The organism is Actibacterium sp. D185-2 (assembly GCF_054954595.1).
On sequence record NZ_JBPWNX010000001.1, the window covers coordinates 323,814 to 348,248 of the forward strand.

General features: G+C 63.6%; 25 protein-coding genes. 11 read left to right on the plus strand and 14 right to left on the minus strand.

The features are described from left to right. Positions 1 to 140: 140 nt before the first annotated feature. The 8 genes from ACSR1C_RS01650 to ACSR1C_RS01685 form a co-directional block, all read right to left on the minus strand. Complete coding sequence (locus ACSR1C_RS01650) at positions 141 to 1,208, minus strand: hypothetical protein (protein ID WP_460257577.1); 1,068 nt, start codon at positions 1,206 to 1,208, stop codon at positions 141 to 143. A 2-nt stretch (positions 1,209 to 1,210) separates the two neighbouring features. Then, complete coding sequence (locus tag ACSR1C_RS01655; RefSeq protein WP_460257578.1) at positions 1,211 to 2,176, minus strand: isopenicillin N synthase family dioxygenase; 966 nt, start codon at positions 2,174 to 2,176, stop codon at positions 1,211 to 1,213. 81 nt (positions 2,177 to 2,257) lie between these two features. Beyond that, the gene (locus ACSR1C_RS01660; protein ID WP_460257579.1) at positions 2,258 to 2,845 is read right to left on the minus strand and encodes a peroxidase-related enzyme; all 588 of its coding nucleotides are present in this window, start codon (positions 2,843 to 2,845) and stop codon (positions 2,258 to 2,260) included. Positions 2,846 to 2,859: 14 nt separating this feature from the next. Continuing rightward, on the minus strand, positions 2,860 to 3,186 hold the full coding sequence (locus ACSR1C_RS01665; RefSeq protein WP_460257580.1) for a non-heme iron oxygenase ferredoxin subunit: 327 nt from the start codon (positions 3,184 to 3,186) through the stop codon (positions 2,860 to 2,862). Then, a complete protein-coding gene (locus ACSR1C_RS01670; protein ID WP_460257581.1) occupies positions 3,183 to 4,148 on the minus strand; it encodes a fatty acid desaturase family protein in 966 nt (321 codons plus the stop codon). The genes ACSR1C_RS01665 and ACSR1C_RS01670 overlap by 4 nt, the downstream gene beginning before the upstream one ends. Positions 4,149 to 4,225: 77 nt before the next feature. Further along, positions 4,226 to 4,822, minus strand: a complete 597-nt coding sequence (locus ACSR1C_RS01675) for a helix-turn-helix domain-containing protein (protein ID WP_460257582.1) — start codon at positions 4,820 to 4,822, stop codon at positions 4,226 to 4,228. Between the two features lie 79 nt (positions 4,823 to 4,901). Further along, the gene (locus tag ACSR1C_RS01680; RefSeq protein WP_460257583.1) at positions 4,902 to 5,603 is read right to left on the minus strand and encodes a UTRA domain-containing protein; all 702 of its coding nucleotides are present in this window, start codon (positions 5,601 to 5,603) and stop codon (positions 4,902 to 4,904) included. Further along, a complete protein-coding gene (locus ACSR1C_RS01685) occupies positions 5,600 to 6,970 on the minus strand; it encodes a formimidoylglutamate deiminase (RefSeq protein ID WP_460257584.1) in 1,371 nt (456 codons plus the stop codon). The genes ACSR1C_RS01680 and ACSR1C_RS01685 overlap by 4 nt, the downstream gene beginning before the upstream one ends. Before the next feature lie 81 nt (positions 6,971 to 7,051). Between ACSR1C_RS01685 and hutI the strand changes: the two genes are divergently transcribed. The 8 genes from hutI (at position 7,052) to ACSR1C_RS01725 (ending at position 17,530) form a co-directional block, all read left to right on the plus strand. After that, positions 7,052 to 8,257 carry an imidazolonepropionase gene (hutI, locus tag ACSR1C_RS01690; protein WP_460257585.1) on the plus strand — a complete coding sequence of 402 codons (1,206 nt, stop codon included), beginning with the start codon at positions 7,052 to 7,054 and terminating at the stop codon, positions 8,255 to 8,257. Then, positions 8,254 to 9,801, plus strand: coding sequence for a histidine ammonia-lyase (hutH, locus tag ACSR1C_RS01695; RefSeq protein ID WP_460257586.1), 1,548 nt, complete (start codon positions 8,254 to 8,256; stop codon positions 9,799 to 9,801). Before hutI ends, hutH begins: the two co-directional genes overlap by 4 nt. After that, positions 9,798 to 10,604 carry an N-formylglutamate deformylase gene (hutG, locus tag ACSR1C_RS01700; RefSeq protein WP_460257587.1) on the plus strand — a complete coding sequence of 269 codons (807 nt, stop codon included), beginning with the start codon at positions 9,798 to 9,800 and terminating at the stop codon, positions 10,602 to 10,604. The genes hutH and hutG overlap by 4 nt, the downstream gene beginning before the upstream one ends. Continuing rightward, complete coding sequence (gene hutU, locus ACSR1C_RS01705) at positions 10,601 to 12,277, plus strand: urocanate hydratase (protein ID WP_460257588.1); 1,677 nt, start codon at positions 10,601 to 10,603, stop codon at positions 12,275 to 12,277. The genes hutG and hutU overlap by 4 nt, the downstream gene beginning before the upstream one ends. A gap of 230 nt (positions 12,278 to 12,507) precedes the next feature. Continuing rightward, a complete protein-coding gene (locus tag ACSR1C_RS01710; protein WP_460257589.1) occupies positions 12,508 to 13,350 on the plus strand; it encodes an amino acid ABC transporter permease in 843 nt (280 codons plus the stop codon). A gap of 33 nt (positions 13,351 to 13,383) precedes the next feature. Further along, positions 13,384 to 14,214, plus strand: coding sequence for a transporter substrate-binding domain-containing protein (locus tag ACSR1C_RS01715; protein ID WP_460257590.1), 831 nt, complete (start codon positions 13,384 to 13,386; stop codon positions 14,212 to 14,214). A 64-nt stretch (positions 14,215 to 14,278) separates the two neighbouring features. Then, entirely contained in the window at positions 14,279 to 15,175 is an 897-nt protein-coding gene (locus tag ACSR1C_RS01720; protein ID WP_460257591.1) for an amino acid ABC transporter permease, read from the plus strand. A gap of 279 nt (positions 15,176 to 15,454) precedes the next feature. After that, positions 15,455 to 17,530: a catalase gene (locus ACSR1C_RS01725; RefSeq protein WP_460257592.1), complete on the plus strand. Its 2,076-nt coding sequence runs from the start codon at positions 15,455 to 15,457 to the stop codon at positions 17,528 to 17,530. A gap of 68 nt (positions 17,531 to 17,598) precedes the next feature. Here ACSR1C_RS01725 and ACSR1C_RS01730 read toward each other — a convergent pair whose 3' ends face one another. The 3 genes from ACSR1C_RS01730 to ACSR1C_RS01740 form a co-directional block, all read right to left on the minus strand. Then, positions 17,599 to 18,600, minus strand: a complete 1,002-nt coding sequence (locus ACSR1C_RS01730; protein WP_460257593.1) for a zinc-binding metallopeptidase family protein — start codon at positions 18,598 to 18,600, stop codon at positions 17,599 to 17,601. Between the two features lie 104 nt (positions 18,601 to 18,704). Beyond that, positions 18,705 to 19,205 (minus strand): pyridoxamine 5'-phosphate oxidase family protein, encoded by a 501-nt coding sequence (locus tag ACSR1C_RS01735; RefSeq protein ID WP_460257594.1) that lies wholly within the window; start codon positions 19,203 to 19,205, stop codon positions 18,705 to 18,707. A gap of 37 nt (positions 19,206 to 19,242) precedes the next feature. Beyond that, positions 19,243 to 19,404 carry a hypothetical protein gene (locus ACSR1C_RS01740; protein ID WP_460257595.1) on the minus strand — a complete coding sequence of 54 codons (162 nt, stop codon included), beginning with the start codon at positions 19,402 to 19,404 and terminating at the stop codon, positions 19,243 to 19,245. 29 nt (positions 19,405 to 19,433) lie between these two features. Between ACSR1C_RS01740 and ACSR1C_RS01745 the strand changes: the two genes are divergently transcribed. Both ACSR1C_RS01745 and ACSR1C_RS01750 read left to right on the plus strand, forming a co-directional pair. Next, positions 19,434 to 19,850, plus strand: a complete 417-nt coding sequence (locus tag ACSR1C_RS01745) for a CopG family transcriptional regulator (protein WP_460257596.1) — start codon at positions 19,434 to 19,436, stop codon at positions 19,848 to 19,850. Positions 19,851 to 19,880: 30 nt separating this feature from the next. After that, positions 19,881 to 20,975 (plus strand): extracellular catalytic domain type 1 short-chain-length polyhydroxyalkanoate depolymerase, encoded by a 1,095-nt coding sequence (locus ACSR1C_RS01750; RefSeq protein WP_460257597.1) that lies wholly within the window; start codon positions 19,881 to 19,883, stop codon positions 20,973 to 20,975. A gap of 119 nt (positions 20,976 to 21,094) precedes the next feature. Here the strand turns inward: ACSR1C_RS01750 and ACSR1C_RS01755 are convergent, their stop codons facing one another. After that, positions 21,095 to 21,823 (minus strand): Crp/Fnr family transcriptional regulator, encoded by a 729-nt coding sequence (locus ACSR1C_RS01755; protein ID WP_460257598.1) that lies wholly within the window; start codon positions 21,821 to 21,823, stop codon positions 21,095 to 21,097. Between the two features lie 93 nt (positions 21,824 to 21,916). Here ACSR1C_RS01755 and ACSR1C_RS01760 point away from each other — a divergent pair, with 93 nt between their 5' ends. Beyond that, positions 21,917 to 22,306 (plus strand): hypothetical protein, encoded by a 390-nt coding sequence (locus ACSR1C_RS01760; RefSeq protein ID WP_460257599.1) that lies wholly within the window; start codon positions 21,917 to 21,919, stop codon positions 22,304 to 22,306. A 140-nt stretch (positions 22,307 to 22,446) separates the two neighbouring features. Here ACSR1C_RS01760 and pncB read toward each other — a convergent pair whose 3' ends face one another. Both pncB and pncA read right to left on the minus strand, forming a co-directional pair. Beyond that, positions 22,447 to 23,739 (minus strand): nicotinate phosphoribosyltransferase, encoded by a 1,293-nt coding sequence (gene pncB / locus ACSR1C_RS01765; protein ID WP_460257600.1) that lies wholly within the window; start codon positions 23,737 to 23,739, stop codon positions 22,447 to 22,449. A gap of 31 nt (positions 23,740 to 23,770) precedes the next feature. After that, positions 23,771 to 24,379, minus strand: a complete 609-nt coding sequence (gene pncA / locus ACSR1C_RS01770) for a bifunctional nicotinamidase/pyrazinamidase (protein WP_460257601.1) — start codon at positions 24,377 to 24,379, stop codon at positions 23,771 to 23,773. Positions 24,380 to 24,435: the final 56 nt, after the last annotated feature.

Consider the following 24,435-nt stretch of genomic DNA (forward strand, 5'->3'; position numbering starts at 1 on the left):
AGACCGGTCCCCCCTACAACTTCCACAGACCACCCGGCGCGTGCAACCGCAAAACGCCTGACACGGCTTGGGGAGCAAAGCTATGGTCACGCGCCCGGCTGTCCGGCGCGTGACCGCATCCCGCCCTTCGCCGCGTTCCGTTATCGAAACAGATCCTTCAGAACGCCCCACCGTTCCAGAATACCCCTGAGCGGCGCAAAAGCCATGGGCTGCAACCGCCCGGCCCGCCACAACGCCTGGCCGTCAATATGCACGGTCGGATCGATGATGTTCCAGCATATCTCGCCCGGTGCGAAGGCGCCGCAGGTATGGAAATGCAGCACGCGGGGACTGCTGAATATCGTATTCGACCAATAGTCGGAATTGGCGCCGGAGTCTGGAAAATAGGCACAGCCCGGGTGCAGCCCTGCATGCCATGAATGTACCACGAAAGGGTCGATCCCGAAACGCCCCGCCACACGGCGATAATGGTCATTGATCGCCGATGTGACCTCTGCCGCGCCTTCGAAGCTCAGGATTCGGCCCTGTGCGATCCGGGCCATCACCGGCTGGCTGACCGGCAGGACCGGCGGATCATAGGCGCGGTTGCCAGTGGGGGTAAGCGCGCCGGCCACGGCCACCTGGCCATGAAACCCCGCCGCCGGGACCGGCGCCGGAACCCCCAGCGGAAAACGTTTGACGGTCACATCCTGTGGCGCCGCGCCGGGGCCTCCGGCCACCGCACCCGTCACGCGGGTGCCCAGCGGGCAGGTGATCGTGATCTGCTGTGCCGCGAAGACCACCGCATCGACGGCCTGTTTCAGGGCCATCATCGCCCGGTAATCCGTGCGCCCATAATCCGACGCAAGCGCCGGCGCGGTGCGGGCATAGACCATGACCCGCTTTGCGCCCCGCGTCAGATCACCGAAACGGTCGTGATCGCCGATCCGCGCGAAATAGACGATGTTGGCGGCCGATGCGATTGCATCGCGCAGCGGGGCGGCCTGTTCGGCGTCGGGTGGCGCCGCGTCGCACAGGCTGACCGACAGGCCCAGCCGCGCCGCCTCTTGCGCCACGGCATTGACGGCATCGTCGTCATACCAGCCGTGGCTGGCATCCTCGCGGCAGATGACCACCGTGTCGCCGGGTTGAAACCCGGCACAGTTCAACAGCAGGTTTCGGGCGCTTTCCGCCAGGCTGTCGGGGGCGATATGCGGGTCCATACGCATGTTCAGGACGTTCGATAGGCAAAGGCCTTGCCGAACCGCCAGATCAGATAATCGCCGCAGGTAATCGGCGGCTCGTTGGGCGCATGATCGGGGCCAAACACCTTGCGCGCGTCGATCACCGTCTCGGGATTGGGATCGAAGGCCAGCACCAGCGACATCCGTTCCCGCCCCGAGGCATTGACCACCCGGTGCGGCGTGGACTTATAGGCACCATCCGTCCAGCGGCCCAGCAAATCGGCGACATTGACCAAAAGCGTGCCGGGGATCGGCGGTGCCTCGATCCATTCGCCGTTTATATCTTCCACCTGAAGCCCGCCCACATCATCCTGGCACAGTACCGTCAGCACCCCGAAATCCGTGTGCGGGCCGACACCGAACTGATCGGTCCCCAGGCCCGCATCCTGCGGCGGGTAATAGACAAAGGAACAGCGGCTGAGCGGCTTGTCGGCGGATTTCAGAAAGAATTCCGGTTCCAGATCCAGGCCCAGCGCGAAGCCGCGCATCAGGTGATGCGCCACCGCATGGGCGTGGTCGAAATAGGACATCGCCTTTTCTTCCAGATCGGGCTGGAAGGCGGGCCACTGGTTGGGGCCGCGCAGGGCGTGATCCTCAGGCGTGGTGCCAGCCGCGTCCTGATACCCCCAGATGAAACTTTCCTTGAGATCCGCCTTGGCGCCGTCCTGCATTTTCGCGCCGCCCTGTCCCAGCCAGCCGCGATGCTTGGGCGAGATGCGCACGCTTTCCTTCAGCGCCGGGTCGGCATGGAAAAACGCATAGGCCGCGGCGCGGGCGCCATCGATCACCTCACCGGGAATACCGTGGCCTTTGACATAGATGAACCCAAGCCCCTTGCTGGCAGCATGGAGCGCCTTGGCCACGGCGACCGGATCGGTGCCGTCCCGCAGGGGGGTGATATCGACAACCGGGATGACATCGGCATCAACCTTGCGCGCAGTCGCGAAGCCCATGGGGAATCTCCTGGGAAATTATCCTATCAGGAGATTTATTTCCTAAAGGGAAAATTCTCAAGAAAATTCGCACAGCAAGGCTTATTTCGCCGCATCTTCGGCATAATAGCCCACAACATCCCCCTCGGTGGTCACACCAAGCCCGTTCAGAAGGCGGTTGACGTAGTTGAAATAGCCGATGATCTGATTGGCCTCCAGAATCTCACCGTCATCCAGCCCCGCCGCTTTCAGCATGACGACATCCGCCTCGACCATCTCGCCGGGGCGCAGCGTCAGCTTTTCGGCATAGCGCATCAGCGCCAGTTCGGCCCCGTCCAGCGCCTCCTCGGGGCGGCGGGCCTGCATCGCCTGTTCGATCGCGTCGGCCTTTGCCGCGTCCCCAATCAGATGGCGCGCGTTCTTCCAGTGATTGGCCAGAGAATAGGGGCAATCGTTCAGGATCGAGACATAGGAACTGATCGTCTCCTGCAGCCATGTCGGCAATGTATTCGCATCGTCATGCAACGCCGCCCGATACAGGATCACATGGCCGCGCATCGTGTTGGGACGCAGGGAATGCACACGCATCACGTTATCGACCGTGCCATGCGGGGTGCGGGCAAGCGACAGGACCTCCAGCAGCCCGTCATCCGCGTCCGCATCGGAAATCATCTTGATCCAGGCTGACATGCCCTGTTCCTTTCTCAGATAAATACCTGCACCCGGCCATCGCGCACGCGCGCCTCGATCATGCGCAGGGGCACGCGCGCGGGCGCGGCTTTCGGCTGTCCCGTCCGGGCGTCGAACAGGCCCTGATGCAGGGGGCATTCGATAGTCCGGCCATCGAAATACCCGTCGCACAGATTGGCCGCGCCATGGGTGCAGCGGGCAAGGCTGACGAATATGCCATCCACCGTGTCGAACACGGCCAACTCGCGCCGGCCCAGGGTCACCGGCGTGGCGTCGCCCTGTTCCAGGTCCGCCACAGCGATCAAATCCTGCCAGGTTTTTTCCCGGCCCGCTGCGGTCATGCCTTCTGCCCGTCCATATCACTGCGCGGCTTGCGTCCGGTCAGTTGCCCGAGGATATCCAGATGCGCGCCCAGATAGCCGCGCTCTTCGACATGGACATAGCCCTTGAGCTTTTCATGCAGCTTCGGCAGCGCATAGAATGGCACCGAGGCGGCATAGTGATGCTCGGCGTGATAATTCATGTTCCAGCTCAGAAAAGCCAACGGTTTGCTGATGATATTGGTGCGGGTATTTTCGCGCATGTCCTGCACATTGGGACGGCCCACATGCTCGGTCAGGCGGATCCAGCGCATCGCCGGCTCGCCCAACAAGACGGGCAGCCACCAGTACCACAGCGGCGCCCACCAGCCGGTGACGATGCAGAGGATCAGGATCGCGGCATAAAGCCCGGCCATGATCCGCGCCTCCCGGAACACCGTTTTATAAACCTCTTCCGGCAGAAAGCTCTTTTCATGTTCGGTGACGTGGCCCGCGATATGGCGGGCGAATTCTTTTCCCTTGGTCGTCCAATAGGGGATGGACGAGATATACCAAAGGTACGCCCAGACCGAGATCGGCAGTTCGATCAATTCGGGGTCCTTGCCCTTGAGCTGCGTGTGCGTGTGGTGGTCGCAATGCTCATAGCGGAAAAACTGATGCGGCAACGCGATGATGAAGCCGCAGATATTGCCCGCGACATCGTTCAGCCAGCGGGTCTTGAACGGCGTGTAATGCACGCATTCATGCTGAAGCGAAAAATGATGCACCATCAGGATGCCGTGCACGAACATCGCCGGCCAGACCCACAATGTGCCCATTGCCAGCCAGACAAGCGACCCGGTGCATAGCAATGCGACGCCCCAGATGGCCAGGTGTATCAGCGCCGGCCGGTCCGAGCGCTGCATCAGCGCCTTGAGCTCCCGACGGCTGAGTGCGCCCTCGTTCAGGGCCTGGGTGATCGGGGTCAGAACATCATTCGCCACAGAAGGATTCTCCGCATTTGGGCCTGCAGAAATCTACCATTGGGAAATATTTTTCCTCAAGGGAAAATATGCCGCCGTTATTTTGCCTTGGCGATCACAGTCAGAAAAGACGCCTGCGGCGTGTCGATCCGCACAGGGCCATGCGGCACCCCGGCCTCGAAGGTCAGCGTATCGCCGCGCTCCAGGTCATAGGTTTCCTCGCCGATCCTGTAGGTCAGCTTGCCGTCGACGAAATGCATCAATTCCACCCCGGGATGCTGGAAAATCGGGGTGCCGGCGACTGGCCCTTCCAGTGTGATCAGAAAGGTTTCAAACTCCAGATGGTCCGTTTCGACCCGGCCCAGCTGTTTATAGCTGTGACCATAGGTCGATCCCGCCCGGCGCACGGTGATCCCCTCGCCCGCCCGCACCAGCGAAACCTCGCCGATCTCGACCGTTTCGGCGAAGAAATTGATGATCGGCACGCCGATGGCCTGTGCCAGCGCGTTCAACGTGCTGAGCGAGGCCGAAACCTGCCCCCGCTCGATCTTCGAAATCATCGGCACCGACACCCCCGACCTGCCGGACAGTTCGGCCAGGGTCATCCCTGCCTGGGCGCGCTCGTTCTTGACGGCAAGGCCGACCAACAGGTCAAGCCCGCGCTTTTCGATATTGTCACTGTCGGCGCGCTGCATACACGATCTCCCCGATTGGTATCGTGCGTGGCTGACTGGGCGATTGCAACGCCAATTACAAGACCACCTGTAACGCCGGTCACAGGGACAAGCGCATCGCATAGCCCGGCGCATATACGTTGCGCACGGCGGTTACCACTGCGGCGCCGTCCCTGGTGACCCGATCCTGCACAAAGACCGGCGCCCCCTGCGCGCATCCCAGAAACTCTGCCTCCTGCGCGCTGGCAAGGGCCGCGGACAACCTGATCTCGCCCGTGGTGAAGGGCACGTTGCGCACCAGCCACTCATTGGCGCTGAGCGCGGTGAAATCGGTCTGCAGGGCGACCGGGACGGCCCGTGTGTTGATCCAGCGATCCTCGAACACGAAAGGCTGGGTATCGGCGAAATGCAGACACCGCAGATGCAGCGCCGGTTCCCCTTCGGGCAGGTTCAGCACCGCTGCCACCACGGCGGGCGGCGCGGTCAGGTCATGCTCCAGCAGATGATAGCCATAGTCGGCCCCGCGCCGTTCCACCTGTTGACGCACCACCGGGATATCAAGCCGCGCATGGCTTTCGGGGATTTCGCGCACCCGTGTCCCCGCCTTGCGCCGACGCTCCAGCACACCCTGATCCGCCAGCGCCCGCAACGCGCGGTTCACGGTGCTGCGCGAACATCCGAATTCCGTCGCAAGATCGGCCTCGTTCGGGATCATCGCCCCCGGCGCCCAGCGGCCCTGGGCAATGCGCCGGGTCACCTCTTCGACAATCAGTTTCCATGAACGTACAGTTCCGCCGGTCATAAGGCCCCCATCACCCGCTGCAGTCTGTCGCGATACGCAAGCGTCAGGCGGGGGCGGTCGACATGCCGCCCGTCCCGCACCACATGGCGCCCCGCGCTCCAGACATCCCGGATGGCGTCGCCCCGGGCAAAGACGAACGCATCCAGAATGGCATCGCCCCGCCGCGCCAGAAGATCGACCGCCCCACCGTCCAGTGCCAGAAGATCGGCGCGCGCGCCCGCTGCGATCATGCCGCTTTGGCGCCCGGCCGCCAGCGCCCCGCCGCGCAGCGCCGCATCATACAGCCACCGCCCGGTCGAACGCCCCGGCCCCGCCAGAACCGCCCGCCCCTTGTCGCGCAGCCTTTGTCCGTATTCCAGCGCCCGTAATTCCCCGGCCAGCGAAATGCGGATGTTGGAATCCGTCCCCACCCCCAGGGTGCCGCCCGCGTCGGCAAAGCGCACCGCGTCGAACACGCCGTCGCCCAGGCTGGCCTCGGTGATCGGGCACAGCCCCGCGACCGCGCCGCTTGCAGCAAGGGCGCGGGTTTCCGCCGCTGTCATCTGGGTGCAGTGGATCAGGCACCAGTTCGCATCCGGCCCGAAACGATCCAGCACCAGCGACACCGGGCGCGTGCCATGGGCGGTCTCCACCTCCTTCACTTCGGCGGCTTGTTCGGCCAGATGCATGTGAAACGGCCTGTCGGGCCGCATCCGCCGCAGTTCCACGATTGCCTCTGGCGGCACCGCGCGCAGCGAATGCGGGGCCAGACCCACATGACTGTCCCCCGGCAGGGCGGCAACGGCGGCCTCGGCCCGTTCCACCACACGGGCAAAGCTGTCGCGGGTATTGCCAAACCGCCTTTGCCCGCCCTCCAGCGCGCGACCATCGCATCCGCCCTGCTGATAGAGCACCGGCAACAGCGTCAGCCCGATGCCACTACGCGCCGCCGCCGCCGCGATCCGCGCCGACAACTCGCCACTATCGTCATACGCCGCCCCGCCCGCGCGGTGGTGCAGGTAATGAAACTCGCACACCGCGGCAAAGCCCGCCTCTAGCATTTCCATCTGCGCGAAGGCGGTAATCGCCTCGACATCCTCGGGCAGCAGGACATCCAGAAAGCGATACATCAGCTGGCGCCATGTCCAGAAACTGTCACGTCCCTGCGGGCCGCGGGCCTCGGCAAGGCCGGCCATCGCCCGCTGAAAGGCATGGCTGTGCAGGTTCACAGCCGCCGGAAGCATTATGGCAAGCGACTCGGCCTCGTCCCCCCGGCGCGGCGTATCGCTGCGCACGGCCCCGATATGCCCCGTCGGATCAAGTTCGATCCGCACATTTTCGCGCCAGCCCTCGGGCAAAAGCGCCGTTTTTGACCACAGAGCCTGCATCAGCGGATTTCCAGATTGATTAGTTAATATGTCCAGACATAATCGCATTATGAACAATCCGATCAAGCCGCGAAAGCACCCATGACGTCGAAATGCCTTATCAATCTGACGATGGCCAGCATGGCACCGGGCGGTCCGCCCTATGGCCTGATACCGCGCGCGGCCATTGCGATGGACCGGGGGATCGTCCGCTATTGCGGCCCGGCGGCCGATCTGCCCCCTGACCTGTCGAACCTGCCGGTCGAGGATTGCGGCGGGCGGCTGGTCACACCGGGGCTGATCGATTGCCATACCCATGTGGTGTTCGGCGGCACCCGCGCGCGCGAATTCGAGATGCGCCAGCAAGGGGCAAGCTATGAACAGATCGCGCAGGCGGGGGGCGGGATCATGTCGACCGTCACCGCCACCCGCGCCGTTTCGGAAGACGCGCTGCTGGCCGACGCCCTGACCCGCGTCGATGCGATGATTGCCGAAGGGGTCTGCACGATCGAGGTTAAATCCGGCTATGGGCTGACGCTGGTGGACGAGTTGAAACTGCTGCGCGTCGCCACACGGATCGCCCTGGAGCGGCCCATACATGTGCATCGCAGCTTTCTGGGCGCCCATGCGGTACCGCCAGACTATGCCGGCCGGGCCGATGCCTATCTCGATGAAATCTGCCTGCCCGCGCTGGAGTCCGCCCGGTCCGAGGGGCTTGTGGATTCGGTCGACGGGTTTTGCGAGGGCATCGCCTTTTCCCCCGATCAGATTGCGCGGATGTTCGACCGGGCGCAGGCGCTTGGCCTGCCGGTGCGGCTGCATGCCGAACAACTGTCGAACCTTGGCGGCGCGGCGCTGGCGGCACGCTATGGCGCGCTGTCGGTCGATCATCTGGAATATCTCGACACGGACGGCGTGGCTGCGATGGCCGCTGCGGGCACCATAGCCGTGCTGCTGCCCGGCGCGTTCTATACATTGCACGAGGTTCAGGCCCCGCCGGTCCCCCTGCTGCGCGCCGCGGATGTGCCAATGGCCGTGGCCACCGACTGCAACCCCGGCACCAGCCCGCTGGCCTCGCCGCTGCTGGCGATGAACATGGCCGCCACGCTGTTCGGCCTGACGCCGGAAGAGGCCCTGGCCGGCACCACCCGCAACGCCGCCGCTGCGCTGGGGCGTGCCGATATCGGGCGGATCGCCCCCGGACTGCGCGCCGATCTGGCAATCTGGGACGTCACCCACCCGGCCGAACTGACGTATCGCATCGGATTCAACCCGCTGCACCGGCGGATATTCGGAGGGGAAAGATGACCGCACACGCGCTTGTGCCCGGTCAGGTCACGCTGACCGATCTGGAACGGGTTTACCGCAACGGGGTCGCGGTCACGCTGGATACCGCCGCCCATCCGGCGATCCACGCCGCCGCCGCCGCAATTGCCAGCGCCGCGGCGGGGGAAGAGGCGATCTATGGCGTCAATACCGGGTTCGGCAAACTCGCCCATGTGCGCATCGCCCCCGATCAGACCGCACAATTGCAGCGCAACCTGATCCTGTCGCATTGCGCGGGCGTGGGACCCCCGATGCCCGCCGCTGTGCTGCGCCTGATGATGGCGCTGAAACTGCTGTCGCTGGGCAGGGGCGCTTCGGGAGTGCGGATGGAGGTCGTCGCGTTGATCGAAGCAATGCTGGCACGCGGTGTGCTGCCGCGCGTGCCTGCGCAGGGCTCGGTCGGGGCGTCGGGTGACCTGGCTCCGCTGGCCCATATGGTCGCCGTGATGATCGGCGAAGGCGAGGCCGAGTTCGCGGGCAGGACCCTGTCTGGCGGCGCGGCGCTGGCCAAGGCGGGCCTTGCCCCGGTCACACTGGGCGCCAAGGAAGGGCTGGCCCTGATCAACGGCACCCAGTTCTCCACCGCCTATGCTCTTGCCGGGCTGTTCGACGCCTGGCGCATGGCCGAAGCCGCGCTTGTCACCTCGGCCCTGACCACCGATGCGATCATGGGCTCCACCGCGCCGCTGCTGCCTGAAATCCACGCCCTGCGCGGTCACCGCGGCCAGATCGAGGCGGCGGCGGCGATCCGCGCGCTGATGGAAGGGTCCGAGATCCGCGAAAGCCACCGCGACGGTGATGCGCGGGTGCAGGATCCCTATTGCATCCGCTGCCAGCCGCAGGTGACCGGCGCCTGTCTTGATCTGCTGCGCCAGGCGGCCGCCACGCTGGAGATCGAGGCCAACGCCGCCACCGACAACCCGCTGGTTCTGGTCGCGGCCGGGCGCATCGTGTCGGGCGGAAATTTCCATGCGGAACCCGTGGCCTTTGCCGCCGATCAGATCGCCCTGGCCCTGGCCGAGATCGGCGCCATCGCCCAACGCCGCGTCGCCCTGATGGTGGATCCGGCGCTGTCCTTCGATCTGCCGCCCTTTCTGACCGCCGAGCCGGGGCTGAATTCGGGCTTCATGATCGCCGAGGTCACCACCGCCGCGCTGATGAGTGAAAACAAGCACCTGGCCAATCCCTGCTCTACCGATTCAACCCCCACCAGCGCCAATCAGGAAGACCATGTATCGATGGCCGCGCATGGGGCCCGGCGGTTAATGCGGATGGTAAGGAACCTGTCGCATATTCTGGGGGTCGAATTGCTGTGCGCCGCGCAGGGGGTGGAATATCGCGCGCCGCTGAAAACCAGCCTGCTGCTGCAATCCGTGATCGCCGAACTGCGCCGGCGCATTCCGCCGCTGAGGGGCGACCGCTATCTGGCGCCGGATCTCGAAACTGCGGCGGCCCTGCTGCGCGACCGCAGTCTGCTGACGGATGCCGGCCTGCCGCCCTGCATCACGCCGGGGGATACGCCATGATCCCGGTCGAGGTGACCGAAGGCGACAGCGCCGTCGTGCTGGGTATGCCCCACACCGGCACCCATGTGCCGGATACAATCCTTGACACCTTCAACCAGACCGGCCGCGCGCTGGCCGATACCGACTGGAACATCGACCGGCTGTACGAGGGCCTGCTGCCCGGCGCCACAAGGGTGCGCGCGACCTTCCACCGCTATGTGATCGACGCCAACCGCGCCCCTTCGGGCGACAGCCTGTATCCGGGGCAGAACACAACCGGCCTGTGCCCGCTGACCGATTTCGACGGACGCCCGATCCATGCCGACGGGCGCGCCCCCGACGCGGATGAAATCGCCCGCCGTCGCGATGCGCTCCACGCCCCTTATCATGCCGCCCTTCAGGCCCAGCTTGACCGGGTTCGCGATCGCCACGGCACCGCCATCCTGTTCGATTGCCATTCGATCCGGTCACGCATCCCGTTCCTGTTCGATGACACCCTGCCGGACCTGAATATCGGCACCAACAATGGCACGACCTGTGCTGCGGCGATTGAACAAGCCACGGCAGCGACATGCCGGGCGGCGTCCGGTTTCAGCTCTGTCACCAATGGGCGCTTCCGGGGCGGCTGGACCACCCGCCAGTATGGCCGGCCCGGCCTTGGGCAGCACGCAATTCAGCTTGAGATCGCACAAGCCACCTATATGGACGAGGCCCCGCCCTGGACCTTTCGCAAGGACAAGGCCGCGCGCCTGCGGCCGGTGCTGGCCACGCTTCTTGCCCAACTCGACATGATTGCCCGCACAGGTCTGAAGGAGCGCCCATGACCCGCCTTTCCAATACCCGTCAGGTCCGCGCGCCGCACGGCACCGAAATCAGCGCAAAAAGCTGGCTGACCGAGGCGCCGTTGCGGATGCTGATGAATAACCTCGACCCCGACGTTGCCGAAAACCCGGCCGAACTGGTCGTTTATGGCGGCATCGGCCGCGCGGCCCGCACATGGCAGGATTTCGACCGGATCGTCGCCACCCTGCGCGATCTCGAAGCGGACGAAACCCTGCTGGTGCAATCGGGCAAGCCGGTGGGCATTTTCCGCACCCATGCGGATGCCCCGCGCGTGCTGATCGCCAATTCCAACCTGGTGCCGCACTGGGCCACCTGGGACCATTTCAACGATCTCGATCGCAAGGGGTTGATGATGTATGGCCAGATGACAGCGGGGTCGTGGATTTACATCGGCACACAGGGCATCGTGCAGGGCACTTATGAAACCTTTGCCGAGGCCGGGCGGCAGCATTACGGCGGCAATCTGACCGGCAAATGGATCTTGACCGCGGGCCTTGGCGGGATGGGCGGCGCGCAACCGCTGGCCGCCGTGATGGCGGGCGCCTGCTGTCTGGCCGTAGAATGCAACCCCGACAGCATCGATTTCCGCCTGCGCACCCGCTATCTGGACGAAAAGGCCGAAACGCTGGACCAGGCGCTGGCGATGATCGAACGCTGGACCACCGCGGGTGTGGCGAAATCGGTGGGCCTGCTGGGCAACGCGGCTGACATCTTTCCCGAACTGGTCAGGCGCGGCATCCGCCCTGATATGGTGACCGATCAGACCTCGGCCCATGACCCGGTGAACGGCTATCTGCCGCAGGGCTGGACCATGGCCGAGTGGCGCGCCGGGCGCGAGAGTGACCCAAAGGCAGTGGAAAAAGCCGCGCGCGCCAGCATGAAAACCCATGTCGCCGCGATGGTCGATTTCTGGAACGCGGGGGTGCCGACGCTGGATTACGGCAACAACATCCGTCAGGTGGCGCTGGAGGAAGGGTTGGAAAACGCCTTTGCCTTCCCCGGCTTCGTGCCCGCCTATATTCGCCCGTTGTTTTGCCGGGGCGTGGGCCCGTTCCGCTGGGCGGCCCTGTCGGGCGACCCGGAAGACATCTACCGCACCGACGCCAAGGTCAAGGAACTGACCCCCGGCAATACGCATCTGCACACCTGGCTGGACATGGCGCGCGCGCGGATCGCGTTTCAGGGCCTGCCCGCGCGTATCTGCTGGGTCGGGCTGGGCGACCGGCACCGGCTGGGCCTTGCCTTCAACGAGATGGTGGCCAGCGGAGAGTTGAAAGCCCCGGTGGTGATCGGTCGCGATCATCTGGACAGCGGATCGGTCGCCTCGCCCAACCGCGAGACAGAGGCGATGAAGGATGGCTCGGACGCGGTCAGCGACTGGCCATTGCTGAACGCGCTGCTGAACACCGCCTCGGGGGCCACATGGGTGTCGCTGCATCATGGCGGCGGGGTCGGCATGGGGTTCTCGCAACATGCCGGCATGGTCATCTGCGCCGACGGAACCCCGGACGCCGCCCGGCGGCTGGCGCGGGTGCTGTGGAACGATCCGGCCACCGGCGTGATGCGCCACGCCGATGCGGGCTATGACGACGCGCTGCGTTGCGCGCGCGAACACGGCCTGCGCCTGCCCGGCATCCAGCCTGAAAACGCATAGCAAGGATCCCCTCATGTGCAACAATCGATCCTCGTGCTTCACATCGCGGCACACCCGAGCGCCCGCCCTTGTGGTCTGCGCGGGAATTGACTCAGGATGCACAAAAATACATCAATTCCGGCAAGTGCCCGCGCCTCTTCGTCCTTTCGGCCTGAAACTGGTGCAATCCTGGACGGGGTATTCCAACGATGCACCACATATGAATGCCAAAATGTGAGAGACGCCCGCCCGTGACCCAGCCCGACACAGACCGCCAGTTTGCCGCGCATCGCCGCCGCGCCCGGATCGGCCTGATGCGGCGCAACAGCGCCGACTGGCTGATCTTTCTGGCCGGGTCCGCACTGATCGTCTGGGGCGTTTTCGCGGGCGCCGATGCGATGCGCTATAACTGGCAATGGTATCGGGTTCCGCAGTTCTTTTACCGGGTGATTGATGGCGAGCTGATCTGGGGGCCGCTGGTGCGCGGGCTGTTCGTGACACTGGAAATCACCTTGTGGGGCAGTCTTCTGGCGTTTGCGATCGGGCTGCTGACCGCATTGCTGCGTCTGTCACGCTCCTACGCCGGGCACGCCATCGCGACGGCGTATCTGGAACTGATCCGCAACACCCCGCTTCTGGTGCAGATGTATCTGTTCTATTTCGTGCTTTCGCCCATTCTGGGGATCGAGCGGTTCTGGACCGGCGTGCTTTGCCTGGCGTTTTTCGAAGCCTCCTTTATTTCCGAGATCATCCGCGGCGGCATCCTGTCGGTGCCCAAGGGCCAATGGGAAGGCGCGGCCGCCCTGGGCATGCGCCTGCGCCATGTCTATGCACGGGTGGTTCTGCCCCAAGCTGTGCCGCTGATGCTGCCGCCGTTGACCTCATCGATGGTCAACCTGATCAAAAGCTCGGCCATCGTTTCGACCATCGCGATTTTCGACCTCACCAACGAGGGGCGCAATGTAATTGCCGACACCTTCATGACATTCGAGATCTGGCTGACCGTCGCGGGGATCTATCTGGTGCTGACAATCAGCCTGTCCTCTGTCTCAAGCTGGCTTGAGCGCCGCTCGAAACGCGCCGGTCAACGATAAATTACCCCCAACCAATCAACAGGAGAGACCCATATGAAATTCCTTCGTTCCCTGGCCCTGGCCGCCGTTGCGGCGCTCAGCCTTACGGCACCCAAGGCCGCGCATGCACAGGACACACAACAGGCGCTATCGTCGGAAAGCGTGATCGAGACGATCAAGAAACGGGGCGTGCTGAAGGTCGGCATGTCCACCTTCGTGCCCTGGGCGATGCGCGACATCGACGGCAACCTGATCGGGTTCGAGATCGACGTGGCCACCCAGCTGGCCAAGGACATGGGCGTCGAGGTCGAATTCGTGCCCACGGCCTGGGATGGCATCATCCCCGCCCTGATCGCCGGCAAGTTCGATGTCATCATCGGCGGTATGTCGATCACGCCCGCGCGCAACCTGACCGTCAACTTCTCGGCGCCCTATGCCCATTCTTCGCTCGGGGCGATGGCGCATATCGCAACCTCCAAGGACGTCCCCTGGCCCGATGGCTATAACGCCTCCGACGTGACCTTTTCGTGCCGGCGGGGGGCATCGCCTTGCGAATATGTCAAGAAACGCTTCCCCAAGGCCACGCTGCGCCTGTTCGATGATCAAAGCCAGATGGTGCAGGAAGTGCTGAACGGCAACGCCAATATCATGCTGTCGTCGCAGCCGCTGCCGGCATTCACCATCTATGAAAACCCCGAGGTGGTCTTTGCCCCCACCGACGAGCTGATGGATGCCTCGAATGAGGCCTTCGCCCTGCGCAAGGGCGACCCTGACGCGCTGAACTTTTTCAACAACTGGATCCTGAACAACACCGATGGCTTCCTGGCCGAGCGGCACGCCTATTGGTTCGGCGGTCGTCCCTGGGCCGATCAGGTCGCCCAGTAACACCGAACCGGGGGCGGCGGCGCTGTTGCCACCGCCCCCGCGTTTTCAGAAAGGACCACGCCCAATGTATCCAGACCCGAGCCGCAAACGCCGCATCGGACTGATTGATGTGGTGATCATTGCCATCGCTCTCGGGTTCATCGTTTTCGTGTGGTACCGCATCTCGGACGTTCTGGTTTATAAGTGGCGGTGGGATTTCCTGCCCCGCGCCCTGTTCCGGCAAAACGCCGAAAGTGGCTGGTGGGAGCCGAACCTGCTGCTGCAAGGGTTCCTGACGACGATCCGGCTGTCGATCTGGGCGATGCTGATCGCCAGCATCCTGGGTGTGTTTCTGGGCATCATGGCGACGCGGATCAGGTTGTTGCCGCGATTGACGACCATGGCCTATGTCGCGCTGATCCGAAATGTGCCGCCGCTGGTTTTCATTTTCATCTTCTATTTTTTCATCTCGTCCCAGATTATCCCGCTGATCGGGCTCGATACCTGGGCGCGCAACATGGGCCCTTCCGCGCATGGCATTGTCAGCACCCTGTTCGGGCCGCCCAAGCTGCTGGAAAATCTGTTGGCCGGGGTTCTGAGCCTGGCCATGTTCGAGGCCGCCTATATCGCTGTCATCGTGCGCGCCGGGATCGAATCCGTCCCCGCCGCCCAGATCGAGGCGGCACAAAGCCTTGGCCTGCGCCCCTTGCAGGTGTTCCGCCTGGTGGTCTTTCCGCAGGCGCTGCGCGCGGTCACGCCGCCCCTGGCCAACCAGTTCATCATGCTGGTCAAGGACAGCTCGATCGTATCGCTGATCTCGGTGCAGGAGCTGACCTTCGTCGGCACCGAGGTGGCGGTTTCGACCCAGCGCCGCTTTGAAACCTATATTGTGGTGGCGGTCTTCTATTTTGTCCTGTGCTATTCGCTTGCCCGGCTTTTCGCCCGGATCGAGGCGCGCGGGCGCAAGGCCGCCCGGGTCTAGGAATTGCCGGCTCTGATCCGGGCGACGGTGTTCATGCCGTTCAGCCTGCGCGCGACCCGCCGCGCCCAGGTTCCGCCCTTCGCGGCAGGCCGCCAGCGGGGGTCCGTTGGCACAGAAGGAACATCAGCCACCCGACTGTCCAGCAGGAACAACCGACGGCGGGCCCTTGCCGACGGCTGCGCCATTTTCACGGCGGCAGGGAACCCACGCGCGCCATCCCCCGTTGCCCCTGTGACCCTGAGCGCCGGTTCGTCGCTCGTTCACAGTCAGGAGGATGCCATGTCGCCGAAAAAGACCAGCCCCGAGATTACCATGACCCAAGGCGCCGGAGGAGAGCCGCAGCAGCGTGGCGGCGAGGCGCTGACCACCAATCACGGTGTGCCGATCCCCGACAATCAGAACAGCCTGAAATCCGGCAAGCGCGGCCCGACGCTGCTTGAGGATTTCGTGCTGCGTGAAAAGATTTTCCATTTCGACCACGAACGTATCCCCGAGCGTATCGTCCATGCCCGCGGCACCGGCGCGCACGGGTATTTCGAATGCACCGATCCGATTCCCGAACTGACCATGGCCCAGCCGTTCCGGGAAAAGGGCACCAAGGTGCCGGTCTTTGCCCGGTTCTCGACCGTGGCCGGCTCGAAAGGGTCAAAGGATACGCCGCGCGACGTGCGCGGGTTCGCGGTGAAATTCTATACCGAGGAGGGCAACTGGGATCTCGTCGGCAACAATATCCCGGTGTTTTTCATTCAGGATGCGATGAAATTCCCCGACCTGATCCATTCGGTGAAACCCGAGGCCGACCGTGGCTTTCCGCAGGCCGCGTCCGCCCATGACACGTTCTGGGATTTCATCTCGCTGACACCTGAATCGATGAACATGGTGATGTGGGTCATGTCAGACCGGGCGATCCCGCGTTCCTTCCGGATGATGGACGGGTTCGGTGTTCATACCTTCCGCTTCATCAATGCCGATGGCGCGGCGAAATTCGTCAAGTTCCACTGGCGCAGCACCCTGCGCGCGCAATCGACGACATGGGACGAGGCCGTCAAGATTTCCGGCGCCGATCCCGATTATCAGCGCCGCGACATGTTCGAGGCGATCCAGTCGGGCGACTTCCCCGAATGGGAGCTGGGCGTTCAGGTCTTTGACGAAGACTGGGCGGCGCAACAGCCCTATGACGTGCTCGACGCGACCAAGCTGATCCCAGAGGAAGACATCCCGCTGCGCATCGTCGGGCGCATGGTGCTCGACCGTTACCCGGACAATTTCTTTGCCGAGACCGAGCAGGTCGCGTTCCTGCCGACGAACGTCATTCCGGGGATCGATTTTTCCGAAGATCCGCTGCTGCAGGGGCGGCTGTTCTCTTATCTCGACACTCAGAAATCGCGGCTGGGGACGACGAATTTCCACCAGATCCCGGTCAACGCGCCGAAATGCCCGATGCATAATTTCCAGCGCGACGGGATGATGCAGACGCATGTTCACAAGGGGCGCGCGAATTACGAGCCGAACAGCCTTTACAAGGCGGAAGAGGAAACCGGCCCCCGCCCGGCGGAGCACACGTTCACCACCCATCCGGAGGCCGAGGCCGGGCCGAAGCTGCGGGTGCGCTCTGAAAGCTTTGCCGACCATTACAGCCAGGCGCGCCAGTTCTACCTGAGCCAGACCAAACCGGAGCAGGATCACATCGTCGCGGCCATCACCTTCGAGCTGTCGAAGGTCGATCTGGAGCATGTGCGCGAACAGGTGCTGGCGCAGCTGCGCAACATCGACGAAGACATGGCCGCGCGCATCGCCAAGGGGCTGAACATCGACCTGCCGGAAGCCGCCGAACCCGCCAAGGAGCCGGTGGACATGCCGGTTTCGGACGCGCTCTCGATCCACAAGACCGCGGCGACGGCGCCCAAGGGCCGTATGATCGGTGTGCTGGTCACCGATGGCACAGAGGACGCGCAGGTGGACGAGATCATGGCGGCGGCGGAAAAGGCCGGCGTGACGGTCAAGATCATTGCCGAAGCGCGCGGCGGCGTGACGCTTAAATCGGGCAAGACGCTTGCGGCGGATGGGCAACTGGCCGGCTCACCCTCGGTGCTGTTCGATGCGGTGGCCGTGCTGGCCGCACCCGACGCCGCCGATCACCTTGCGACCCTCGCACCCGCGAAGGATTTCGTGGCCGATGCCTTCGCGCATCTCAAGGCGATGGTGGTGACCGAGGCCGCGACCAAGCTGCTCAGGGCCGTCGACATCAAGCCGGACGAGTTCATCTTTGATGCCGGCACCGCGCTGACGGCGGTCGTCGAACACGCCCATGAACGGCTCTGGGCGCGCGAGGCCATGGTGAACCCCGCGCCGTAAAAAGCCGACGGTAAACACAAAGGGCGCGCCCGCGAGGACGCGCCCTTTTCATGTGGAAAGGTTCACTTTCACGGGGCTTTTTGACCGCCTTCAACGATCAGGGTGCGGACCGTCTCCATCTTCTCGATGATCGCGGGGGACAGGACAAAGGGGTAGAACGTGTCATGCCCCATCGCCTGATTGACCGCATTAAGGGCGATCGACAGATCGATCCAGGCGCGGGCGAGCTGTTCCATCGGCACCGCTGCCATGGCGCGCAACCCGCCCTCCGGCAACCCGGCACCGGCGATCAGGCCAAAGGCCTGTGCGGTTTCCAGCCCGTCCAGCACATGCAGCACATGCGCCCAGGTTTCAGCGAAATCTTCCCACGGATGCGAACTGGCATAGGCGGAAATATAACGCTCGGCCCAATCGTCGGGCGGGCCTTCGGCGTAGTGGGCGGCGAGGGAGGCGCCGTAATCCTGACGGTCATCGCCGAACACCGCGCGCAGCGTGTCGCGCCGGCGCGGGTCGTGGTCCGTCAGCACATCCCAGTAATGATGCGCGACCTCGTGGCGGAAGTGACCGGGCAGCGTGCGATAGGGTTCGTGCATCTCTTCGCGGATGCGCGCGCGTTCGGCATCGTCGGCCTCGACGATGTTGAGCGTGATGGTGCCGTTTTCATGGCCGGTCAGAACGCGCGGCGCGTTGGGGCCGGGCGGGTCTGCCTTGAACTCGAACACCGGGGCAGGGGCGCCGGCCGCATCGGCAAGCGGCAGGCCAAGCCGGTCGAGCATCAGGATCACGGCGCGTTTGGCCTGCTCCAGCCGCGCCCATTTTTCGGCGTTGCCACCGACCGACAGGTTCGGCAGGATCGCGGTATGCGCGCAAGACAGGCAGCGCCCGTCCGGGCCCGCCGCCACCCAGTTGCACCCGATGATGGCGCGGTTGGCGCAAGCGCGCGCGGTGTCGCCATTGAGCAGGACGAAGCCCACACTAGGATCGAACCCAAGTTCGGCGCCGCAGGACAGGCAGGCGGTGTTGTCGAAATAGATTCCCTGCTGGCAGGACGGGCAGTGATAGCGGCGCATGATGGCCCCTTGTAAATGGAGCAGGGAACGGAATGCCCCCGCTGATCTAGAAAACCGGCCCTGCGGAACAGGGCCGGTTTCGTAATGTTTCGGGCGTCGGGCCCTCAGAACGTCAGGACCGCGTGGGTCCCGATGTCGGGCAACTCGTCTTCCTTCATATTCGCCTTCGCGATCTCGAAGCCGAATTTCAGCGTGCTGTTGCTGCTGCTCCAGATCGCGGCGTCGGCAAGTTCAAGACACAGCATGGTGAGGTTCGGATCCTCCTTGCCGCCATGGAACCACGCGGCGGCGACCGGCGACCAGATCTCGTCCAGCTTGGCCTTGTCGCAGGTTTCCGTCAGCGTCCCGCGCAGGCAGGCCTGAAAGTCCTGGCCTGTGCTCATCAGACAGAAATGCGCGTGGCTGCCGGGTGCAAGGCTGCGCACCAGATCGGTATCCTTCGAGGTGATGAACCAGATCCGGTTGCGGTCCCAATCGGGAAAATGGGTCATCGGCTGCATATGCCGTGCCGACCCTTCTACGCCCAGCATCCCGGCGCGCAGGTCCTTCATTTCCTTGATCAGGGCGGCGCGCGGGTCTTTTTCAACGGCTTTATAGGCGTTCATGGTCAAATCCTTTCTGCAAGTAGATGTGCTTGCACAGTCAACGATCCAGCCCGGCAGGCGTTCCGCGAAAACACAAATACTGTCGGCTGCGGTCGGGCAGGAAAGACATGCGGCCGGATTGCCAGCTTTCGGAGGCTGTCTGGATGTCCGGCGCGAAAATACGGCGTTCTGCACTTGCACCCGCCGCAAAGGCATCCATATACCATCCATACAGATGGAGATTTGGCCATGAGTAATGTAAGACAGCTACGCGACAAGACGCCGGACAGCGAAAAGATCACGATCAACCTCGGCTATGTCGATCTGGGGCGGATCGATCTTCTGGTGCAGGAGGGGTTCTACTCCAACCGCAGCGATTTCATCCGGACGGCGATCCGCAATCAGCTCGACACCCACGGCGAAGCCGTCACCAGGTCGATCGAGCGGCACACCCTGGAACTGGGCCTGCGTGACTATGGCAGGGCCGATCTTGAGGCCGTGCGCGACGCGGGCGAGATATTGCACATCAAGGTCGTCGGGCTTGCCCGCATCGGTGCCGATGTCACGCCGGACCTGGCCCTTCAAACCATTGGCTCGATCACCGTTCTGGGGGCCCTGCAGGCCAGCCCGGACATCAAAAAGGTGCTTGCCGACCGCATCAGGTAAGCCGCGAAACCCACGATAAGGACGAACATAATGATCAATTTCAACGTCGGCGCCCTGCGCCCGGCGACGGATGACGCACGTACTGCACGCATCGCGGCCGCCAACGATCTTGTGCAACGCACGCTTGCCCGGCACGGGTTGATGCCCGGCCCGGACGGCGGGCAGGCAAGGGGCCTGCAACAGGTCATGCCCAGGATGGAAAACCTGTTGGGCGGTTTGCAATCGCCGTTCGGCAATCCCCCCGCGCAAGACGTTCCGATCCCCGATGGGGCAGAGTTTCGGCATGCGCAGTTTTCCTGCGCCGCCGGAAGCCGCGCCTACCGCACCTACATCCCCTCCACCGCGGGTGAAGGTGTGACCGGCATTGTCGTCATGCTGCACGGATGCACGCAGAACCCCGAGGATTTCGCCGCCGGAACCGGCATGAACACGCTGGCCGAGGCGCAGCGGTTCGTCGTGATTTATCCGCATCAAGCGCGCGGTGACAACGCGCAGTCGTGCTGGAACTGGTTCAGCCGCGGGGATCAACGCCGCGACAGGGGCGAGCCTGCGATATTGGCCGGCATGGCGCGTGAGGCGATGGCCGAACATGGCGTGTCGAAGGATCGGACCTTCGTCGCCGGCCTGTCTGCCGGGGCCGCGATGGCGGTGATCCTTGGCGAAACCTATCCGGATGTCTTTTCGGCCGTGGGCGCCCATTCGGGCCTGCCGTTTGGCGCGGCACGGGATGTGCCATCCGCCTTTGCCGCCATGGCGGGCAATGTGGACCGACCGACCAGCGCCGCATCAAACACGCCGGCCGTCCGCACCATCGTGTTTCACGGTACGGCGGATGCCACGGTGCACCCCTCGAACGGCGAACGCATCGCGCGCGACACAATGGATCGCGGGGCGCGGCAATCCATCGAGATCGAGGAGGAAGGCCGCATATCAGGCCGCCGCTTCAGCCGTAAAATCAGCGCGCCGGCGGGCGGGGCGGCAGAGCTGGAGCATTGGGTGGTGGACGGATTGGGGCATGCGTGGTCGGGTGGTCGGCCGGACGGCTCCTATACCGACGAAAAAGGCCCCGAGGCCAGCGCCGAGATGATCCGCTTCTTTTTTGATACACACGAGAGAGGTTGTTGAGGCGGCACATATCACACGGACAGGCAGCGCCGCCGATCAGTTGTCCCCAGGGCGAAAGGCGCGTTCCTGCCGGAAGGTCCCCACCTTCCGGCGATTTTTCCGTCAGCCGGGGAATTGGTTCAGAGGATCGGGCGCATCTGTTCCGTTTCAACATCCATGAGCGCGTGTTCCGCAAGCTGGCCAATATCCTTGATCGTCAGCACGCCGTTTGACCATTCCGCCAGTCGGGCCTTTCTGAGCCGCGCAATCGTTTTGTTGGTATGCACCAGTGAAAGGCCCAGGGCATCTGCCAGATCGTGCTGCCGAAACGGAAGCGGGACGGATTCGGGTGTTCCCAACCCGACGGCGCGCAACCGCTGGAACATCCGAAGAAAGGCCCAGGCCACCCTCTGGCTCGCGTCGCGCTGGCCCAAGGTCGCGATCGTCTCGCCAAGAAAGTGCTCCTCGACCGCGGCAATCCAGGTCAGATCGTAGGCACGCGCCGGTTGCGACTTGAACAGGTTCCACAGCTCGGCGCGGTTGAAGACGCACAGGACCATTGCCGTCGTTGCATCGGCCGAGTGGCGCATCTCGCCCATGATCCCGGCCTGAAGACCCATGAAGTCGCCGGGAAAGAGGAAATTGATCACCTGGCGCCGCCCATTTTCCAGAGTCGTGTAGCGCGTTCCCATCCCGCTGAAAACGGTGAACAACTGGGGGCTGTTCGAACCTTCCATCAGAATGGTCGTGCCTGGCTCGACCACCAATTCGCCCGTCTTGAAGCGTTGCATGAAGGTCAGCTCCTCTTGTGTAAATGGGGTGAAGAGCGGTTTCTTGCGCAAAGGGCATTGGGCACAGGCAATGGGCACGCGATGGGTGTCCTTCTTTCGACAGTATGTCACAGATTAATGCGCGCCGTCCCGGGAAGTTCCAACTGTTCTCATCCGACGAGAGGATTCGCCATGACGTGCGACACCGGCAGTGCCCTTGTGGCCCCTGTTTATGTTATTGCCTGCAGACAAATTATTGTGGCCATCGACCTGGCGCAGACGGTGCAGGAAATCTGTCCTACGGCCCGCATCATCACATTAAACGATCTTGCCGAACTCGCCGATGCGTTGGTTGCGGCCGGTCGCGTGGACTTCGCGGTGGCCGAGGTGGACCCGGCGACTTTTGCGGGATCGGCCGTCGAAGCGCGCCTTGTCGAAACGGGGGCGCATATCGTCTTGATGGGTGATGCGGCAGAGGAGGCCGGCCCGGGCGCGCGATGGCCCGTGTTGCACCGCCCCTTTGACGCGACAATGGTGCAAGACGTGCTGCGGCGCCCGAGCCTGTGCCAACACGGAAAATAGCCGAATAGCGGTCCGTGCAGGCAGGAACTTTCCAAGGCTGACACCAGGCAGGCTTGTCACGATTTGGTTCCGGTCACGACGCTCATTTAGGTGGTACGCTCCTAAAACTGTTTTCGTGATCAGCGACGTGTCAGCCCCTCCTAAACCACAACCTCCCGCGCCACCTGTGCGCCTACGCCGAACACCCGCTTGTAGCGTTCGATCTCGTCCGCCGGTCCCATCGCCTTCACCGGATTGTCCGACAGCTTCACCGTGGGCCGCCCGTTGGCCGAGACCGCCTTGCAGACCAGTGAAAACGGCGCCAGCCCGTCATCGGGCACCAGCCCGCGGAAATCGTTGGTCAACAGGGTGCCCCAGCCAAAGCTGACCTTCACCCGGCCCGAAAACTGGGCGTGCAGCGCCACGATCTTGTCCACGTCCAGACCGTCGGAAAAGATCACCAGCTTTTCGCGCGGATCCTCGCCGCGCTCGGTCCACCAGCGGATTGCGGTTTCGGCGCCTTCGGCCGGATCGCCGCTGTCGATGCGGATGCCGGTCCAGGTGGTCAGCCAGTCGGGTGCGTTTTGCAGGAACCCATTGGTGCCGTAGGTGTCGGGCAGGATGATGCGCAGGTTTCCGACATGTTCGCGGTGCCAGTCGGCCAGCACCTGATAGGGCGCCTGGGCCAGTTCGGCGTCGCTGTCGGCCAGCGCGGCATAGACCATGGGCAGCTCATGCGCGTTGGTGCCGATCGCCTCGACCTCGCGGTGCATGGCGATCAGGCAATTCGATGTGCCGATGAACTTGTCGCCCAGCCCCTCGATCATGGCTTGCACACACCAGTCCTGCCACAGAAACGAATGCCGGCGGCGGGTGCCGAAATCGGCGAGCTTCAGCTTGTCGATGCCGCGCAGCTGCTCGACCTTTTCCCACAGTTTCGTCATCGCGCGGGCATACAGCACCTGCAGTTCGAACTTGCCCATGCGTTCCAGCACGGTGCGACCGCGCAGTTCCATCAGCACGGCCAGCGCGGGAATTTCCCACAGCATGACCTCGGGCCAGGATCCTTCGAACGTCAGTTCATACTGGCCGTCGCGTTTTTCCAGCTGATAGGGCGGCAATTGCAGGTTCTCGAACCACTCCATGAAATCGGGGTGGAACATCTGGCGCTTGCCGTAAAAGGTGTTGCCGCGCAGCCAGGTGCTTTCGCCGCGCGACAGGCGCAGCGTGCGGATATGGTCCAGCTGTTCGCGCAGCTCGCCCTCGTCGATCAGTTCGGCCAGACGGATGGATTTGGTGCGGTTGATCAGCGAGAACGTGACATTCGTGTCGGGCTTGTTGTGAAACACCGACTGGCACATCAGCAGCTTGTAGAAATCCGTGTCGATCAGCGAGCGCACGATCGGGTCGATTTTCCACTTATGGTTATAGACCCGCGTGGCGATATCAACCATCGCGGGCCTCGGGCAGGATTTCAGTCATATTTCAGCGTTCCAGAACCACATTCGCGTCGAGCATCGCATTTCGCGCGTCTTCCAGCGATCCGTCAAGGTCTATCCCGCGACAGGCATGTTCCAGCACGGTCACCTTGTAGCCCAACTGCGCCGCGTCCAGCGCGGTGTATTGCACGCAGAAATCGGTGGCCAGACCCACCAGCGTGATGCTGTTGATGCCCTTTTCGCGCAGGTAATCGTCCAGCCCGGTTTCGGTTTCGTGGTCGTTTTCGAAGAAGGCGGAATAGCTGTCGACCTCGGGGCGGAACCCCTTGCGCAGCACATGATCGGCCTTGTCGGTCTGCAGGTCGTGGTGAAAGGCGGCACCGTCGCTGTCCTGCACGCAATGGTCGGGCCACAGGATCTGACCGCCATAGGGCATGTCGATCACCTCATAGGGTTTGTGGCCGGCGTGGTTCGAGGCGAAGGAGGAATGGTTTGCAGGATGCCAGTCCTGGGTAAAGACGCGAAGCTGGAACTCGTCGAGCAGGGCGTTGATCTCGGGGACGACCTCATCCCCGCCCGTCACGGCCAAAGCGCCGCCGGGGCAGAAATCGTTTTGCACGTCGATCACGATCAGGGCTTCGTTTGCGGGTCGCATGTCGGCACCTCCGGTTCTTAAGGGTTAGCTAAGTTGGTGAATTGCTCCCGTCAATG

Coding starts and splice junctions, on each gene's coding strand:
- ACSR1C_RS01750 (WP_460257597.1), top strand. CDS start 19,881: ATGATCAATTTCAACGTCGGCGCCCTGCGCCCGGCGACGGATGACGCA.
- ACSR1C_RS01720 (WP_460257591.1), top strand. CDS start 14,279: ATGTATCCAGACCCGAGCCGCAAACGCCGCATCGGACTGATTGATGTG.
- ACSR1C_RS01730 (WP_460257593.1), bottom strand. CDS start 18,600: ATGCGCCGCTATCACTGCCCGTCCTGCCAGCAGGGAATCTATTTCGAC.
- ACSR1C_RS01660 (WP_460257579.1), bottom strand. CDS start 2,845: ATGTCAGCCTGGATCAAGATGATTTCCGATGCGGACGCGGATGACGGG.
- ACSR1C_RS01675 (WP_460257582.1), bottom strand. CDS start 4,822: ATGCAGCGCGCCGACAGTGACAATATCGAAAAGCGCGGGCTTGACCTG.
- hutI (WP_460257585.1), top strand. CDS start 7,052: ATGACGTCGAAATGCCTTATCAATCTGACGATGGCCAGCATGGCACCG.
- ACSR1C_RS01665 (WP_460257580.1), bottom strand. CDS start 3,186: ATGACCGCAGCGGGCCGGGAAAAAACCTGGCAGGATTTGATCGCTGTG.
- pncB (WP_460257600.1), bottom strand. CDS start 23,739: ATGGTTGATATCGCCACGCGGGTCTATAACCATAAGTGGAAAATCGAC.
- ACSR1C_RS01715 (WP_460257590.1), top strand. CDS start 13,384: ATGAAATTCCTTCGTTCCCTGGCCCTGGCCGCCGTTGCGGCGCTCAGC.
- hutG (WP_460257587.1), top strand. CDS start 9,798: ATGATCCCGGTCGAGGTGACCGAAGGCGACAGCGCCGTCGTGCTGGGT.
- pncA (WP_460257601.1), bottom strand. CDS start 24,379: ATGCGACCCGCAAACGAAGCCCTGATCGTGATCGACGTGCAAAACGAT.
- ACSR1C_RS01655 (WP_460257578.1), bottom strand. CDS start 2,176: ATGGGCTTCGCGACTGCGCGCAAGGTTGATGCCGATGTCATCCCGGTT.
- ACSR1C_RS01760 (WP_460257599.1), top strand. CDS start 21,917: ATGACGTGCGACACCGGCAGTGCCCTTGTGGCCCCTGTTTATGTTATT.
- ACSR1C_RS01745 (WP_460257596.1), top strand. CDS start 19,434: ATGAGTAATGTAAGACAGCTACGCGACAAGACGCCGGACAGCGAAAAG.
- ACSR1C_RS01735 (WP_460257594.1), bottom strand. CDS start 19,205: ATGAACGCCTATAAAGCCGTTGAAAAAGACCCGCGCGCCGCCCTGATC.
- ACSR1C_RS01740 (WP_460257595.1), bottom strand. CDS start 19,404: ATGGATGCCTTTGCGGCGGGTGCAAGTGCAGAACGCCGTATTTTCGCG.
- hutH (WP_460257586.1), top strand. CDS start 8,254: ATGACCGCACACGCGCTTGTGCCCGGTCAGGTCACGCTGACCGATCTG.
- ACSR1C_RS01685 (WP_460257584.1), bottom strand. CDS start 6,970: ATGCAGGCTCTGTGGTCAAAAACGGCGCTTTTGCCCGAGGGCTGGCGC.
- hutU (WP_460257588.1), top strand. CDS start 10,601: ATGACCCGCCTTTCCAATACCCGTCAGGTCCGCGCGCCGCACGGCACC.
- ACSR1C_RS01725 (WP_460257592.1), top strand. CDS start 15,455: ATGTCGCCGAAAAAGACCAGCCCCGAGATTACCATGACCCAAGGCGCC.
- ACSR1C_RS01650 (WP_460257577.1), bottom strand. CDS start 1,208: ATGCGTATGGACCCGCATATCGCCCCCGACAGCCTGGCGGAAAGCGCC.
- ACSR1C_RS01680 (WP_460257583.1), bottom strand. CDS start 5,603: ATGACCGGCGGAACTGTACGTTCATGGAAACTGATTGTCGAAGAGGTG.